A 16,182-nucleotide genomic window follows, 5' to 3' on the forward strand; every position below is an offset into this window, starting at 1 on the left:
TATTCGACCGTCGCTAACTTATGCTCGGCTTACATTTGGCATATGTTCTATTTATATTTGAGACGGGTACAAATAACCGACGTCAGTAGCCATTAGTCAGACATTCGCCCACCTTAAATTCCTCTTGGTAATATCTCCCAACGACTCAAGGTTAAAATTGGCTTTAGTGGTAAGCAAACTTTTGTGTATGTTAATTCGTATGATGATACAGATTATTGCTGTATCTGAGCTTTAGCGACCACCCAATATGTGTAATCGCAATAATATAGCGTGTTTGAACGAGTTTTTTGTTCGAAAGATCAGCAAAGCCTAGATATTGCCTGCTTTCTTCCATAGAATGGCAAGTTAACTTTTTTATCAGCAGCCATTGTTTATTTTGCTGCGGTTTTATTAGGTATATTGATGTCGGCGAAACTGTTTAATCTCCCCATTAAGCTTTCATTAGAGATGATTGCGAAACTGTTTTCGGCCACCCAAATTCAAAAAGCGCAAAACTATTTGATCCAAGGTCGAGTTCTAGAAGTTACTGCCAGCAGTAATAATCATGATATTGAGGCCTATGTTGAAGGATCTGCTGCTGAACCCTATCGTCAAGAAATCACCCTAGTTAATGTGAATCACAAAATTGTGATGCGTTCACATTGTACTTGCCCTGTTAGAACAAATTGTAAGCACGTTGCCGCAGCAATGCTGGCACTGGTCGATAAAAAGCCGGTTGAAGAGCAGCGTATCCACCAATGGTTACGCCAACTTGACGAGCAAAAAACGGTTGCCGAGTTTGAAGAAGAGGACGAAGAAAAAGACCGCATTATTTATGTGTTATCTAACGATCCTCATGGCATTTTTGTCGAATTTAAACGCAGTAAATTTAATAAAAAAGGTCAATACAATAAAGGCAGCAAGCTAGCATTAGCCGATATTCGCTATAGCATGCCATGGTGGATTGACCCTGAAGATAAACAGATTATCAGCTTATTATTGTCATCAAATAATCATGGCTCTAAAATTTATATCGAAGGTGAAATTTCATTTTTAGCGCTGACTAAAATGCTCACCGCCGAAGTGTGTTTTTGGGAAGAAAATCGCATCCCCCTAACATGGGCTAAATCTGTTGTGCCTGAGTTTGTCTGGTGTGAAATTGATAAAAAACATACCCAAATGCAAATGCGCATGCCTGGGCTGGATAATTGGGAGTTTATTGCTACCGAGCCACCTTTGTATGTTGAATTAGACTATTTGCATTTAGGTAGAATAGATACTGACTTGCCAGTTAAAAAGTTAAGTTTATTGCAACATATGCCGCCAGTGCCCTTGGCTCAAGTAGATGCCATTAGTCATAAAATGCTCCAGCATTTTTCGCCTAAAACGGTGCCTGTGCCGAGTGAAATTGATTTTTGCGAGATAACAGACTCACTGTTAACACGCTTAACTTTTACGCGTGAGCTCATTGCCAACAACCCGATTCTGCAACCGGTTATTCGAGTTGATCATTGTTACGGTGAAATTACCTTTAATGCATCGACTAAACCCGAACGCATAAGCTTAGTCAAAAAAAATCAAGTTCAGTATCAAGTGCATAGACATGTCGAGCAAGAACTCGCGGCATTACAGTCATTAGCGGATATAGGCTTAGTGACGCTTGAGCCAGACGCTACGCTGGCCAGTTCACAACAACCCTACTATGTCAGTGTCGGCTTATTACCCGAGTCGATTTTTGAATGGTCTGAATTGACCGACAATGGTCTTGATGCGTTAACTGCGCTGGGTATGGATATTCATTTTGATGATGACTTCGACTTACAAATTACCGATGCACAGTTAGATGTCGACTTAGTTGACGATGATGAGTCTGGCTGGTTTTCGTTATCGCTCAGTGCCGACATCGATGGTCAAAGTGTACCGTTATTAGCCTTAGTTGCCCGTTGGTTACAACAAAATGGTGAACCAGCAGACGATGATGAATTGCTATTACCTGGCCCTAACGGTGGTTTTATTAAAATCAAAGCCAAAACCATTAAGCCGCTGATTAGTATTATCCAAGAATTATTTAATCGTCATTCTGGCGATGTCATTTCGATACCACGCAACCGTGCGCATATTTTGAATGATTTATCTGCCAGTGACGTGCGTTTACTCAATGGCGAACGTGTGCGCAATTTAGCCACCAAACTCGCAGAGTTTAAAGGGGTGGTTCCGGTTGAGTTACCCGATGGCTTAAATGCGACATTACGTGATTATCAAAAACAAGGTTTTGACTGGTTGTGTTTTCTTAAAGAATATCAACTAGGTGGTATTTTAGCCGATGACATGGGCCTGGGTAAAACCGTTCAAGCATTGGCATTTTTACTCAAAGCCAAGCAAGACGCTACCGAGCGTCGTACCAGTTTAATTGTTTGTCCCACTAGCTTAGTGGGTAACTGGTTAAAAGAAGCCAATAAGTTTGCTCCGTCGCTGAATGTAGTGGTGATCCACGGTAATAAACGCCAGCCGTTATTAGATCAAATTAACCAGTTTGATGTGGTCGTAACAACCTATCCATTAATGTTACGTGATGAAGCCATTTATTGTGAATATGTGTTTGAGCATATTATTTTGGATGAAGCACAACAGATTAAAAATGCCCAAGCAAAAGTCACCCAAGTGATTAAAACCCTTAGAGGTAGATTTCGCTTATGTTTATCGGGTACGCCGCTTGAAAACCATTTAGGCGAATTAAAATCATTGATGGATTTTTGCTTGCCAGGTTTATTAGGTCAGCATACTTACTTTAATAAACAGTTCCGTGGTCCGATTGAGAAGCAAGCTGATGTTGAAAAGTCGCAGTTACTGAGTCAGCGTATTGCTCCTTTTATGCTGCGCCGCACTAAAAAAGAAGTGGTATCAGAATTACCTGAAAAAACCGTGATTATTCAAACTCTGGAACTTGAAAGAGATCAACGTAATTTGTACGAGTCTATCCGTTTAGTGATGGAGAAAAAATTGCGTGAACTGTTTGCCAAGAAAGGAGTATCGAGTAGTCATATTGAGTTTTTAGATGCATTGTTGAAGTTGCGTCAAGCCTGTTGCGACCCGCGTTTAGTTAAGCTTGAACAAGCTCAACAGGTAAAAGACAACGCTAAAATGACTTGGTTAATCCAAAACCTGCCTGAAATGATTGAAGAAGGTCGTAAGATCCTTATCTTCAGCCAATTTACCGGCATGCTGGCACTCATTGAAGATGAACTGAAACGCTTAGCTATCAGTTATAGTAAGTTGACAGGCCAAACTCGTGACCGCCAGACCCAAATTGATTCGTTTCAAGAGGGTGATAACTCGGTGTTTTTGATCAGTTTAAAAGCCGGTGGAACCGGACTTAACCTTACTGCTGCGGACACGGTTATTCATTTTGACCCGTGGTGGAACCCTGCCGCGGAGCGCCAAGCGACCGATCGCGCTCATCGTATTGGCCAGTTAAATCCAGTGTTTGTTTATAAACTCATTGCCCAGGGCACCGTTGAAGAGAAAATTCAAGAAATGCAGCAGCACAAACAAGGTTTGGCAGACAGTATTTTATCCGATGGTACTCAAGGTCCATGGGAGGGCAGTGCGAACGATTTATTAGCATTATTGAGTTAACAGTTGAGTTAATCGTTGAGTTAATAGTTGAGTTAATAACACGAAAATCACTTGAACTAGCGTGTAGATTCGCGAAACTCAAGTGATTTAGCGGTTATCAATTACCCTAGATGAACTCGATAACATTGGCTTAAAAACGTTGACTCGACACATTTTGGCTCAATAAGCTTTGGCTCGATACACGTTGACTCGATAAAGATTAACTCGAAAATGGAGATAAGCCTTGGTTGCAATGTACTTTAAACGTGGTTCATCAGCGCCAAGACAACGGCGTTCGTCTCGTGCGACGCCTGCTGAGCACACAGCTTATTTTGAACAGGTGTTTACCGTTCTTCGGCTTCATCCTGAGAAAATTGCCATTGTTAGACGTAATATTGCTGAGTTCCAAGCTCAACCTTATTTGAAAAAAGGCCTGCACACGGCAATTGATCGGTTACTGTTGGTGTTTGAAGACGATAACGACATTGAACTGCTATATAGGCAAGTGATGAGTGATGATATTGGCCAACGGGTAAGACGCTACCCGCTGATATTTAAAGGCATAATTTCAATAGATTCAGATGCTGTGTAATCTCATTCAGTGAGTGCCTTATCAAATATAAGCACTCATCGTTATGGGCGTTCAATCACGCTAACCGTCAGACGTTCCACAAGTGGATATGCCAAACCGTTTTGCGCTATTCCCATTCACTTGGCCATCATCAATATCGATATTGTGTACTGCGCCAAATTAAACAACAATCATGTTGCTGCCACTCAATACCTAAACCGATTACCTATATTCGGCCATAACCTTATTGTCATTTATCTTTTAGCTTGAGTCCTTTGACCGCTTGTAGTGGTTCCCTCCAATACCGTGGTTATCTCAAATGGTCGTTAGATTAATTCACCAAATGGCACGCCTTGCTTATTCGCCCTTATTTATTTGCCCTTATTTAGTCGCATTTATTACTAATAGTCATTATTGGGTTAGATATTGGCCATATATTTCAGCGAAATAGGATTGAGCGTTAAACAATATTCATATTGTGGATAAAATACTCAAAATGTTTACGTTTAATGGTAATACTAGTTAAGTCGTAATGCTCAAGATGATTGGGGTTCATTTTTTTAAATAATTGAAGCTATGCTGATAGTGATCAATATTATCTAAACGAGGTCGTTTAAATGATCTTTGACTAAAATTATCTTCGGTCAACACCAGCCTCGATTAATACCAACCTCGATTAATACCAGCCTCGATTAACAGCACAGGGGCAGAACCGTTAGTGAGTACGATGTTGTGGAGCTATTTTGTGAATTTTCAATAAGGAGTTTCAATATGTTAAGGACTGTTAATATGTTTTACGATTCACCGCTAAAAAATATGCTTGATGAGCGCTTTTCTGTGCAAGCTTGGGTTCATCTTGTGATATCACTTTTTTTAGTTTCATCGGTAAGTATTGCTTATGCAGAAACGCCAGTATCCAAAACTGATGGCAAGCCATTCTCCCATGACACAGTCGTAGAAGTTGCTCAAAAACTGTCCCAGACCCCTTTTGTTGAACCCAAACAAGCCCCCGAAGCGCTGACTAAAATAGATTACTCAACCTATCGTCAAATTAATTTCCAACAACATGCTGCTATTTGGGGCAATGCGCCCACGCCTTTCTCGATACAACTATTTGCTCCTGGGTATATCTATAAACAGTTGATTGATATCGACGTGGTTGAGAATGGTAAATCATTTCCGGTAGCAGTATCTGAATCATCCTTCAGAGTGCCAGATGAATCAATTGGCAAATTACTGGAGCAAGTCGGTAAATATGCAGGGTTTCGTTTGCATTACCCGATCAATCGCGATGATTATAAAGATGAATTCCTTGTGTTTCAGGGCGCCAGTTATTTTCGTGGGGTCTCTAAAGGGCAAGCGTATGGCTTATCTACCCGCGGACTTGCCATCAATGTTGCCGATCCTAAAGGTGAAGAATATCCTTTATTTAAAAAGTTTTGGATCGAACGTCCATCCAGCCATCAAGAGGCGATTGTGGTCCATGCGTTACTAGACAGTGTGAGTGTAACAGGAGCCTATCGTTTTGCTATTTACCCTGGCGATCCGACCCGAATGGGTGTCGATGTTAAGCTTTTCCCAAGGCAGGATGTTAAGAATGTGGGTCTGGCTCCGTTAACGTCAATGTTTATGCATGGCGGCATCGATCGCGCTGATACTGCTGATTACCGTCCTGCGGTGCATGACTCTGAAGGCCTGCTAATGGAAAAAGGTAATAATGAGAAAATCTGGCGTCCGCTGAATAATCCTCGTGGATTACAGGTGAGTTCTTTTATGGATGAGAATCCTAAAGGATTTGGTTTGATCCAGCCACATCGAAAATTAGATTATTATCAGGACCTTGAAGCAAATTATCATCTTCGTCCATCGGCGTGGGTTGAACCAACGGGTGATTGGGGTAAAGGTAGAGTTGAACTGGTTGAAATTCCATCTGATTCTGAAGCCAATGACAATATTGTTGCCTATTGGAAGCCAGAACAAGGTTTGAAAAAAGGCCAGCCATTCGCCTATTCATATCAATTGACCTGGGTGGATCAGATCCCTAAAACCGAAGGCAAAGTAAAAGTGGTTCGAACTGCTGGTGGTCGCAAGTTATCGACGGATAAAAATGAGATTGTTATCGATTACAGTCACATTAATGCCAACGATGTCAGTCATATTCGTGTCGATGCCAGTATCAGCAGTGGCGCTATTTTAGAATCACGTATTGAGTCTAATCCCAGTGTTGATGGTGCCAGAGTTTTTATCACGTTCGATCCGCAAGATGCTGAGGTTGCAGAGTTACGTGTACAGCTAAGTAACAAAGATAAACCGCTTGGTATGACATGGCTGTATCGCTTTACTGCAGAGGACTGGCCTTTATGATAGCAAATGATGCTAAAATTACTGATCATGATGCACGTGCGTTGCCAGAGGAATCGTCACTGCTGATGTCTCGTCATGAGGTTTCTGAACCAGGTCATAGATTAACTCCGAGTCAACAAACCGTGTGGTTTACGCTGCGCACATTTGTTGCACAGTTATTTGTGTTTATGGTTACAGCAGGCTTATCGACTTATGGCATAAGAGAAATGTATTTGGTGCTTAACACCAATGCCATTACCAGTTTGCAAATGGTTTTTTTGGTGTTGTTTAGCATTAACTTTCTGTGGGTTACTTTTGCTTTTTCACAGGCACTATTGGGTTTTCTGTTGCATCTCAAACCGCGCCTAATTAAAGAGAATGAGACAGAACCAGAGTTCAAAACGGCGGTATTGCTGCCTATTTATAATGAAGATCCGCTGCGTATTCGGGCCACAATAGAGGCGATGAGTGCAGATTTAATCGCTACCGCACCGGGTAAATATGCTTTCTTTATTCTCAGTGACACTAATCGAGCTGATGCATGGATTGCTGAGGAACAGACTTTTGTGGATCTTATCAATAACAGCCAACCACAGTGTCCGGTTTATTACCGTCGTCGTCACCAAAACAGTGAACGTAAAGCCGGTAATATCGGCGACTGGGTTCAGCGTTGGGGCGGTGATTATGAGGCAATGATAGTGCTTGATGCTGACAGTATCATGAGCGCAAAATCGATGGTGACATTATCACGTCGTTTAGCTGGCGCACCTGGCGTCGGTCTTATTCAAACCTTACCGACACTGGTGTTTGCCAATACGCTTTACAGCCGTTTGCAACAGTTTGCCAATCAATGCTTCGGTCCTATTTATGCCGAGGGTTTGTCGGCTTGGCATGGTTTGTCCTCAAATTTTTGGGGCCACAATGCCATTATTCGCACTAAAGCATTTGCTGAGTCATGTCATCTGCCTATTCTGTCCGGTAAAGCACCTTTTGGCGGCCATGTATTAAGTCATGACTTTATCGAAGCGGCGTTGCTGCGTCGTGCAGGTTGGGGAGTACGTTTTGATACCGATATTGAGGCTTCATTTGAAGAAGCTCCACCGTCGTTAATTGATGTGATGATCCGTGACCGACGCTGGTGTCAGGGTAATTTACAGCATTCAGCATTTATGTTTGCTCGCGGTTTCTCATTGCCGACGCGGTTGCATCTTTTGTCTGGGGTGATGTCTTACCTGAGCGCCATTTTTTGGTTAGCCCTGATTATGGTCGGGCTTGCGATTGCGGTTCAGGCGGCATTTATACGTCCAGAGTACTTTGCCAATCCATCGCTGTTTCCAACCTGGCCAGTGTTTGATTCTGAGCGCGCATTAAGCCTGTTTGTGGTGTCAATGGCCATTGTGCTGGCACCTAAAGCATTTGGCTGGTTTGCTGCCTTGATTAATATTCCGCGGTGTTTACGATTTGGCGGGCCAATATTGTTAACCTTGAGTACCTTGTTGGAAATGATCATGTCTGCTCTGTATGCACCCATTCTGATGGTGTCGCAGTTTGGCGTGGTGTTGTCTATATTTCGAGGCAAAGACAGTGGTTGGATGCCGCAATCTCGAGACGATGGTGCATTGAGCTGGATGTCAGTGATGCGTGCTCATCTTGGCCATACCGTGTTTGGGGTTGCGCTTGCTTTGACCGCACTATCGCTCAGTACAGAACTCTTTTACTGGTTATTACCGATTACAATAGGGTTGATGCTATCGATCCCTTTGTCCTGGTTAAGCGGCGGCGCGAGGCGAACTAAATGGATTAAAACCGTCGGATTATTGCGAGCGCCTGAAGAAAAAAAACCAATTAACATTTTGGTTAAAGTGAAGGAAAACGAGGCTAATTTGCCCCATCTACGACACATGCATCCGTTCAGTCGGTTGGTTAATAATCCTTTATTACTCAAATGGCACCTTGCTCAGTTACCAGACGTAGGTGAACAAAAACCGACGTTTTATGCCCCGAGAATTATTGCGGAATGGAAATTAAACCATGCTGAAAGCTTATCGCAATTAGAATCATGGTTGGAACCCGCAGAGGTGATAGCATTATTAAGCAATGCGGATTATCTACATAAATTGAAAACAATCGGTAACTAATTTCTATCACTGGTCTTTGTAACAAGTACTAAAAAAGCCGCTCAATAACGCGTTATTGAGCGGCTTTTTTAGTACTTAATACTCAGCAATTAAGATTAGATTTAGGCTCTAGATCATTATTTAGGCTGAGCCATTGCTGACGTTAGAGCATTATTTATGTTGAGCCATCACTCGGGTTGCAAAATCACTTGGTCCCGCCAAAATAGCCCGGCCTACTGCCACTAAATCGACTTGCTTAGTCGCTAAAATGGTTTCGATGTAATCAATGCTTTCAATACCGCCAACACCAATCACGGCCGCTTTCGTTGTACCTGTCAGCGGCGCTGCATCTTCAACTAAAAAGCCCTCGCCGCGTTTGTCTTTAGGGCGATTCCAGCCCCCAATGCCTGATGAAACATTAAGTATTTCAACCCCAGCATCAACTAGCCATTGGCTAACGTGGCCCATATCGTCATGAGACAAACCACCAGGGTAACCGTCTTGCCCAGGAATGCGGGTCATTACTGCTAATCTTGGCGCCGCTTGTTTTATTTTACTGACTATTTCGATCAATATTCTGGCGTGATTTTCAAGGCTGCCACCGTATTGGTCTTGGCGTTGATTCGTCAGTGGAGATAACCATTGATTAATGCCGTAACCGTGGGCGCAGTGCAGCTCGACTAAATCAAATCCGGCTTTGTCAGCACGAATGGCAGCACTAACAAAATCCTGCTGCCATTGATTGATATCATCCAATGTCATGGCTCTAGGGGTTGGTAATACACGATCATATGCTGGCACGGTAATGCCTGACGGCCCCATAATATCAGCGCTAATACCTGCACTGTCTTTGCCGCCGCAATGGGTAATTTGTAAGCCTGTTTTTACCCCTGCATTATGTAACGTCGCGGCAATTTGGCTTAAACCGGGTAAGCAAGCATCATCATGCGCCCCAAGCTGATGAGACTCACTTCGTCCTGCTAAGTTGATATGGCTGTATTCTACCATCACCAACCCTGCACCCGACTGGGCTAAATGATGGTAATGATTGATGGTCGTTTCAGTTGCTAAGCCATTTAGGTCTGCGGTTTGTGACGCCATTGGCGGCACCACTAAACGGTTTTTAAAGGTCAGTCCGTTTGTGAGTGTGAGTGGGGTAAAGCGTAACGCGGTCATTGCAACATCCTATATATTTATGGCTATCAATATGCCAGCAATCAACATAATACTGCCTGCAGTACGATTCATTATCGTTGCCGCTTTAGGGGAGGTAAATACCTGTTTTGCACTTGATGCCAAATATGCATAAGTGAGGTTAACTGAACCAAAAGCCAAGGTTGCAGTGGCGAGTATAATCATCACATCGATAAGGTCAACATGGACCATAGGCACAAAAGCAGGAAAAAAGCTGACGTAAAATATCAATGCTTTAGGGTTGCCAAGGGCAATAAGCAGGCCTGTGATTAAATTTTTAAATTGGCTCACTTTCGGTATGGTTGCTAATTGAACGCCTTTGGCGGTTGCACGCAACATACTGAAACCTAACCAGCATAAATAAAGCGCACTGGCGTACTTTATTATTTCAAACGCTGGCCCCATCGCATTGGCAATGGCAGCCAAACCAAACAAGGCTAATAGGATGTAAACAAAGTCGCCCATCAGCACGCCAAGGGTAATAAAAGCGCCATGCTTGAACCCATTTGAAAATGCTCTTGATACCACGGCAAACACTGCCGGTCCCGGCAGTATCGCCAAAATTAACATAGTGAAAAATAATGCAATAACTTGCTGTAGTATCATTAAATAACCTGAACTTGGATTTATGGGTAGAATACGGTGGTTATAATCGATTAGGTCGCGACACTAAATCGATTTTTTCGAGAGTATATCGTATTTTCATAGCGTTAATGTATCGGTCTATCGTAAGCAGTCGTTTCCGTTGGTTGAATACTGTTTTATCGACGTTATGTTTTTATTACTTTGGTATTGCGGTATGTCATTACGGCGTTAAGCGGTTCATTTTATAGGTGTTATTTTTAAAATTATGTTGAAAATTATTTTACTAACGCATTCACGAGAAATGGATCGTGCTAATAATACCGGCCAATTAGTCAAACACGTTTTAGGCGATAGCGCGCGGGTGGTTGAGTGGCACCGCAAACAGCCCGATGCTGAATTATTGGCTGCGATTGACGCGGGTAAAGTAGGCTTAGTGTTTCCAAGTGATGACACTACGCAAGAGGCTGGTATGTCATTAGCGTCGCCTGAATATTTAGTGATTATCGATGCCACTTGGCAAGAAGCGCGCAAAATGTTTAATCAGAGCCCTTATCTAAAGGAATTGCCTAAAGTGTCTTTAGTGAATCCACCTAAATCGATATACCCACTTAGGCGCAATCAAATTGAAGGTGGTTTATGCACAGCAGAATGTGTGGCATTACTGCTTAATCATGCGGGTGAAAGCGCATTATCGACAAGGTTAACCGAGCAACTGATGACATTTATTGAGCGTTAACGTTTGGAGCTGCCTGCGCCAACAGAATAATGTGACGCAGGCAGTTGTTGGGTTATAAGAGACTAAGTTGAACCGCTAAGGTTTGGCTTTATGTTGATAGTCAAAGCGTTTACGCAAACGAATGTCGGCAACCGATGCGCCAATCATCACTTCAAACTGGCCTGATTCGGCTAACCAATTATTAGTGTTAACGTCCCAAAACGATAAGTCGCGTTGGGTTAGCGTAAAGCTAGCTGTTTTGCTTTCACCTGCTTTTAACCATAACTTATCAAAGCCTTTTAGCTCTTTTGCGGGACGCGGTACGCTGGCTTTAACGTCGTGCAAATACAATTGCACTACCTCGGCACCATCGACTTTACTGGTGTTAGTGACATCGACAGTAACGGTGATAGTGTCATTGCCTGCAATGTCATCATTTGTCATGTCATTATTTGCAATGTCAGCGCTTGAAAGACGGATGTTGCTGTAATCAAATTGGCTGTAAGACAAGCCATGGCCAAAGGCAAATAACGGCGCAATATTTTGCTGTTCAAACCAGCGATAACCAATAAATACCCCTTCGCTATAAAGTGATTCAGTGGCGTTGTAATCGTTTAACGCTATTGGCGCAGTGTCGGTGAGCTTTTTCGGTAAGGTAATTGGCATTTTACCGCTAGGGTTTTGATTGCCCAATAACATATCCGCGTAAGCATTACCGGCTTCCATACCGCCATACCAGCCCCACACAACCGCTTTAGCGTTATCTGCCCACGGCATTTCTACCGCAGAACCGCCAATCATAAACACCACAGTATTTGGATTCACTTTGAGCAGTTTGGCGATGACCTCATCTTGTTGGCCAGGCAATACCATGTCAGGTCTGTCGATAGACTCGCGGTCATCAGCATGACTTAAGCCGCCAAAGTAGATCACCGCATCGGCTTTTTTAGCTGCCGCTAAATACTCTTGTTCGGTATTGTACAAACTGTTGGGTGTTTCCCAGCCTAAGGTTGCTTGCTTGTCGCCTTGGTAACGTAAGCTCACCGCGTAAGTTTCACCAGCAGTTAAGGTCATGGCTTTACTGATAACATGTCCTTGGTTTGCTTGGGTGCTGGCGATCAGTTGTTTATCGTTAATGTACAATGCCACTTGGCCGTCAGCTTTTATGTTAAAACTGTGACTGCCAGTTTCGATAGGTTTGATGTTGGCTTTAATATCGACAAACTGTTTTTGGCCTTTGGCATTAAATTGCGGATCGGCTATCCATGATTCACTGGCGAGCTGGGTCATTTTGTTGTCATTGTAATAATTAATTTGCCACGATGGCGTGCCTGTCCAATGACGTGTGGTGAGATAGTCATTGGGTATCGGCATAAACTGGCTGCTGGCTGGACGCATTAGTTGAATGTCGACCTTGTCACCCAGTTTGGCTGTTAAACCGGCTAATGGGCTGATTTCGTAGAGTGCTTTAACTTCTGATGAGCCGCCACCAAATCCATGGCGTTTATCGGCATTGGGACCAAGTACCAAGACATGTTTAAGTTTGTCAGCGTGAAGCGGTAATACCTTGTTATCGTTTTTAAGTAATACAATGCCATTGGCGGCAAGTGTGCGAGCATCATCACGGTGAGCTTGAGTGTTACGCTCGCCGGATAAACGGTGTTTATCCATCATGCCGATGCTGAGTTGCACCCGTAAAATACGGCGGACTTTATCATCAAGTACCGATACTGGTACTTTGCCAGCGTTAAGCATTTCGAGTAGCGGTTTTGCCATAAAGTAATCGTCAAAATTAGCGACATCTGTGCCCATTTCGATATCAAGGCCGTTCATGGCGGCATCATAAGTGTTGATGTCGACGTTCCAGTCGGTAAGTAGCACCCCTTGAAAGCCCCATTCGCCTTTTAAGATAGTATTGACTAAGTGCTCGCTCTGATTGGCGTTAGTGCCTCTAAATTCGTTATAGGCGCCCATAATGGCATGTACGTTGGCTTGTTTTACCGCCGCTTCAAACGCTGGTAAATACACTTCACGCAAGGTGCGCTCATCAGGTGTGGCATTTACTTTTGTGCGGTTTAGCTCTTGGGTATTAAGGGCATAATGCTTTACGGTGGCGCCGACATCATTGGCCTGAATCGCTTTAATTTCGGGCACTACTAAGCTAGCTGCTAAAAATGGGTCTTCACCCATGTATTCAAAGTTACGCCCATATAACGGTAGGCGCGCGAGGTTTACACCAGGGCCCAAAATAAGATCTTTATTGCGATGACGTGCTTCGGCGCCAAGCACATTGCCGTGCAGCGTGGCCATGTTGAGATCCCAACTGGCGGCGATGGCAGTTAATGGCGGTAAATAAGTTGAGTAATCGTTAGTCCATCCTGCGGGTGCCCATGAGTTGCGATCGATCTCATAGCGCACACCGTGTGGGCCGTCTGACATCCACATTTCATGTATGCCTAAGCGCTCAATAGCAGGTATGTGAAACTTGCCCGCAGCATGCACTAAAGACACTTTTTCCTCTAAGGTTAACTGAGGCAATAAGCGGTTAATGTCATCTTCGACTTGGCTGATACGCTCGCCAATACGCAGTTTTTCATTATCTGGTAACACCGTTAATGCATGTAAGGTTTGTGGGGTAATCGTTGGGTGTGCTGCTAATGCAGCATGGCTGACACCTAAGCATATAAGTGATGAAACACATGCTGTAAGCGCTTTCTTTTTATGATTTGACGAGATGTTGCCGTGCTGTGGCTTAGCCATAACGAGGTCCCTGTGTTATTTGAAATTGATAAAGATATTCGCGGTTAATCGTCCTGTTTTAGGGCTGCTATCGATGTCGGTAGCTGGGTTTACTAACGTCGAGTGGAGTAGGTTGCCGGGATATATGACTAAACGATTTGGCCGATATTGAACCTGATGATAAAGGGTGTAGTGATCATTACTATCGACCACATAATCAGGCGTCAGCGCTTGTTGTGCATCGACAACCGGCTGTGCCTGATTAAAGTAATGGCCAATGTTGTGTGGTGTTATCTGTTCATATTGCGTGGCGTTATGGCGAAAAAATCCAGTATCCCCATGAGCACCATCATTGAGATAGTGCAGAATCGCAAAATAGTGGGGGTCTGGGGTGTCAAAGTGTGGCATGCATTGCAGCGGCAATAAACGTTTTGCAGGCTTGTCGATAACCGAAAACACGCATTGTTGGGGCTTTATGCGTAACGAGTGTGACACCTTGTAGGTATCATATATTAACTGGTATACCGCATTAATCACGTCGATTACATATTGCTTGGGCAGCGGTGCGCGCTGCCCTGGATAGTATGAACCTTGGTCTTGATTAAATTGACTATCATCTATCGCAATATCGATTAGCGGCGACAGATCAGCGCCAAAGTCATCAATGATAATCACCGGCGTTTGCTGTAGGCCAATAAACTCAATGTGGGGCGTAAATGGCCCCACCTTGATAATACTCTTGCTTGATAGAGTATTCTTGCTTGATATCGTTTGGTTGTTCGATGAGTCGGTTGTCATGTTACAACCTTACATGCTGGCTGATTTACAGTAATGCTGCACAAAATCATGGTGCGCTGGCAAGGTATCAACTTTACGTTTTACCGTTGCTTTAATGCTGTTTAAAAAGCTGGTTAATTCCGCTTCGTCCATCATGTCGACAATAGGATGATATTCTTTCGGCATTAAGCCTTGGCCCATCATCACTTGGATCCACGAGCTTTCACCAAACAATTCATTGCCGTATTTATAGACTTTGCCTGATTGGCTGAACATGTCGATACGATGTTGTAATGAGGCTGGAATTGGCATGTTTTTACAGTAACGCCAAAAGCGACTGTCTTCGCGATCAGTGACCTTGTAATGCAAAATAATAAAGTCGCGAATGTTATCCATTTCAACTTTCGTTTGTTGATTGAATTCAGCAATATCGGTATCTATAATGCCTTGTGATGGGAACAGCTGTAATAGGCGCACTATGCTGCGTTGGATCATATGAATGCTGGTGGACTCTAATGGCTCTAAAAAGCCGGCAGCTAACCCTATTGCTACACAGTTTTTGTTCCAATGTTGACGACGAGTACCCGTTTTAAACTTAATCACCCGAGGTTGATTGATCGGCGCGCCTTCAATGTTATTAAGCAATAATTCAGTCGCATCAGCATCAGAAATGTATTTACTGCAAAACACTAAACCATTGCCGGTGCGGGTTTGCAACGGAATACGCCATTGCCAACCAGACTCTCGGGCAATCGAGCGAGTATATGGAATTGGTTTTTGAACCGCTTCAGTTTGTACTGCTATCGCACTGTCACACGGTAACCAGTGGCTCCAATCTTCAAAGCCAGTGTTTAAGGTTTGCTCAATAAGCAACGCTTTAAATCCGGTGCAGTCGATAAATAAATCGCCTTCAATTAACTCACCATTTTCAAGCTTTAACGCGCGGATATTACCCGTGTCGTCGTGTTGTAATACGTCGGCGATTTTACCTTCGATGCGGGTCATGCCATGGTGTTCGGCAAATTTACGTAAAAATTTAGCGTAAAGGCTCGCATCCATATGGTAAGCATGGTTGTAGTCTTGATTGGGTAATACGGCAAATCGGCCTTGGCGAGCAGCTAAATGCTCGGTGCAATAGTCGCCAATGTCACTAACCAGGCCTTGTTGCTTGCCCTTAAGCCAAAAGTGCTGAAAGCCACAAGCCCAGCAGTCTTTACCTAAAAAGCCAAATGAATGCAGGTAGTCTTTGTTGACGTCATGCCAGTTTTCAAACTGGATACCGAGTTTGAAGGTGGCATTAGTGGCTGCCATAACGTCTTGCTCTTTTAACCCAAGTAAACGATGGAAAATATGCAAGGTTGGAATAGTGGCTTCACCGACACCAACAGTACCAATTTCGTCAGATTCTACTAATACAATTTCAAGATTTTTGCCCAACAGTTTGCTAAAGGCGGCTGCGGCCATCCAACCTGCGGTTCCACCACCGGCAATGACAACTTTTTTGATTGATTTATTCATCTTGGGCATCCTGTTTGGCTTGATATCTT

Annotated in this window: 10 protein-coding genes; 5 read left to right on the forward strand and 5 right to left on the reverse strand. The window is 43.5% G+C overall.

What is annotated here, in order from left to right; genetic code table 11:
- Positions 1 to 402: 402 nt before the first annotated feature.
- The 4 genes from H5125_RS13830 to mdoH all read left to right on the forward strand — a co-directional run bounded on the left by H5125_RS13830 (position 403) and on the right by mdoH (position 8,646).
- Positions 403 to 3,615, forward strand: a complete 3,213-nt coding sequence (locus H5125_RS13830) for a DEAD/DEAH box helicase (protein WP_182744517.1) — start codon at positions 403 to 405, stop codon at positions 3,613 to 3,615.
- A gap of 223 nt (positions 3,616 to 3,838) precedes the next feature.
- Complete coding sequence (locus tag H5125_RS13835; protein ID WP_174839643.1) at positions 3,839 to 4,186, forward strand: hypothetical protein; 348 nt, start codon at positions 3,839 to 3,841, stop codon at positions 4,184 to 4,186.
- 795 nt (positions 4,187 to 4,981) lie between these two features.
- Positions 4,982 to 6,529: a glucan biosynthesis protein G gene (locus H5125_RS13840; RefSeq protein WP_409085824.1), complete on the forward strand. Its 1,548-nt coding sequence runs from the start codon at positions 4,982 to 4,984 to the stop codon at positions 6,527 to 6,529.
- Positions 6,526 to 8,646 carry a glucans biosynthesis glucosyltransferase MdoH gene (mdoH, locus tag H5125_RS13845; RefSeq protein ID WP_182744519.1) on the forward strand — a complete coding sequence of 707 codons (2,121 nt, stop codon included), beginning with the start codon at positions 6,526 to 6,528 and terminating at the stop codon, positions 8,644 to 8,646. The genes H5125_RS13840 and mdoH overlap by 4 nt, the downstream gene beginning before the upstream one ends.
- A gap of 150 nt (positions 8,647 to 8,796) precedes the next feature.
- Here mdoH and H5125_RS13850 read toward each other — a convergent pair whose 3' ends face one another.
- The gene (locus H5125_RS13850) at positions 8,797 to 9,801 is read right to left on the reverse strand and encodes an NADH:flavin oxidoreductase (RefSeq protein ID WP_182744520.1); all 1,005 of its coding nucleotides are present in this window, start codon (positions 9,799 to 9,801) and stop codon (positions 8,797 to 8,799) included.
- 9 nt (positions 9,802 to 9,810) lie between these two features.
- Positions 9,811 to 10,425, reverse strand: coding sequence for a LysE family translocator (locus H5125_RS13855; RefSeq protein ID WP_123776995.1), 615 nt, complete (start codon positions 10,423 to 10,425; stop codon positions 9,811 to 9,813).
- 244 nt (positions 10,426 to 10,669) lie between these two features.
- Between H5125_RS13855 and H5125_RS13860 the strand changes: the two genes are divergently transcribed.
- Positions 10,670 to 11,140 (forward strand): tRNA-uridine aminocarboxypropyltransferase, encoded by a 471-nt coding sequence (locus H5125_RS13860; RefSeq protein ID WP_182744521.1) that lies wholly within the window; start codon positions 10,670 to 10,672, stop codon positions 11,138 to 11,140.
- Between the two features lie 75 nt (positions 11,141 to 11,215).
- Here the strand turns inward: H5125_RS13860 and H5125_RS13865 are convergent, their stop codons facing one another.
- From H5125_RS13865 to H5125_RS13875, 3 genes are read right to left on the reverse strand one after another with little or no spacing between them, the layout of a single operon-like run.
- Positions 11,216 to 13,879 carry a glycoside hydrolase family 3 C-terminal domain-containing protein gene (locus tag H5125_RS13865; RefSeq protein WP_182744522.1) on the reverse strand — a complete coding sequence of 888 codons (2,664 nt, stop codon included), beginning with the start codon at positions 13,877 to 13,879 and terminating at the stop codon, positions 11,216 to 11,218.
- Positions 13,880 to 13,894: 15 nt separating this feature from the next.
- Positions 13,895 to 14,656: a DUF6445 family protein gene (locus H5125_RS13870; RefSeq protein ID WP_182744523.1), complete on the reverse strand. Its 762-nt coding sequence runs from the start codon at positions 14,654 to 14,656 to the stop codon at positions 13,895 to 13,897.
- Between the two features lie 9 nt (positions 14,657 to 14,665).
- Entirely contained in the window at positions 14,666 to 16,153 is a 1,488-nt protein-coding gene (locus H5125_RS13875; protein WP_182744524.1) for a tryptophan halogenase family protein, read from the reverse strand.
- Positions 16,154 to 16,182 lie beyond the last annotated feature (29 nt).

The organism is Shewanella sp. SR44-4, from assembly GCF_014163715.1.
In the GTDB taxonomy this organism is placed as follows: Bacteria; Pseudomonadota; Gammaproteobacteria; order Enterobacterales; family Shewanellaceae; genus Shewanella.

Excerpts from the sequence above, each read along its gene's own strand:
- H5125_RS13830 (WP_182744517.1), top strand. The coding sequence starts at position 403 with ATGTCGGCGAAACTGTTTAATCTCCCCATTAAGCTTTCATTAGAGATG.
- H5125_RS13875 (WP_182744524.1), bottom strand. The coding sequence starts at position 16,153 with ATGAATAAATCAATCAAAAAAGTTGTCATTGCCGGTGGTGGAACCGCA.
- H5125_RS13870 (WP_182744523.1), bottom strand. The coding sequence starts at position 14,656 with ATGACAACCGACTCATCGAACAACCAAACGATATCAAGCAAGAATACT.
- mdoH (WP_182744519.1), top strand. The coding sequence starts at position 6,526 with ATGATAGCAAATGATGCTAAAATTACTGATCATGATGCACGTGCGTTG.
- H5125_RS13860 (WP_182744521.1), top strand. The coding sequence starts at position 10,670 with ATGTTGAAAATTATTTTACTAACGCATTCACGAGAAATGGATCGTGCT.
- H5125_RS13865 (WP_182744522.1), bottom strand. The coding sequence starts at position 13,879 with ATGGCTAAGCCACAGCACGGCAACATCTCGTCAAATCATAAAAAGAAA.
- H5125_RS13850 (WP_182744520.1), bottom strand. The coding sequence starts at position 9,801 with ATGACCGCGTTACGCTTTACCCCACTCACACTCACAAACGGACTGACC.
- H5125_RS13855 (WP_123776995.1), bottom strand. The coding sequence starts at position 10,425 with ATGATACTACAGCAAGTTATTGCATTATTTTTCACTATGTTAATTTTG.
- H5125_RS13840 (WP_409085824.1), top strand. The coding sequence starts at position 4,982 with ATGCTTGATGAGCGCTTTTCTGTGCAAGCTTGGGTTCATCTTGTGATA.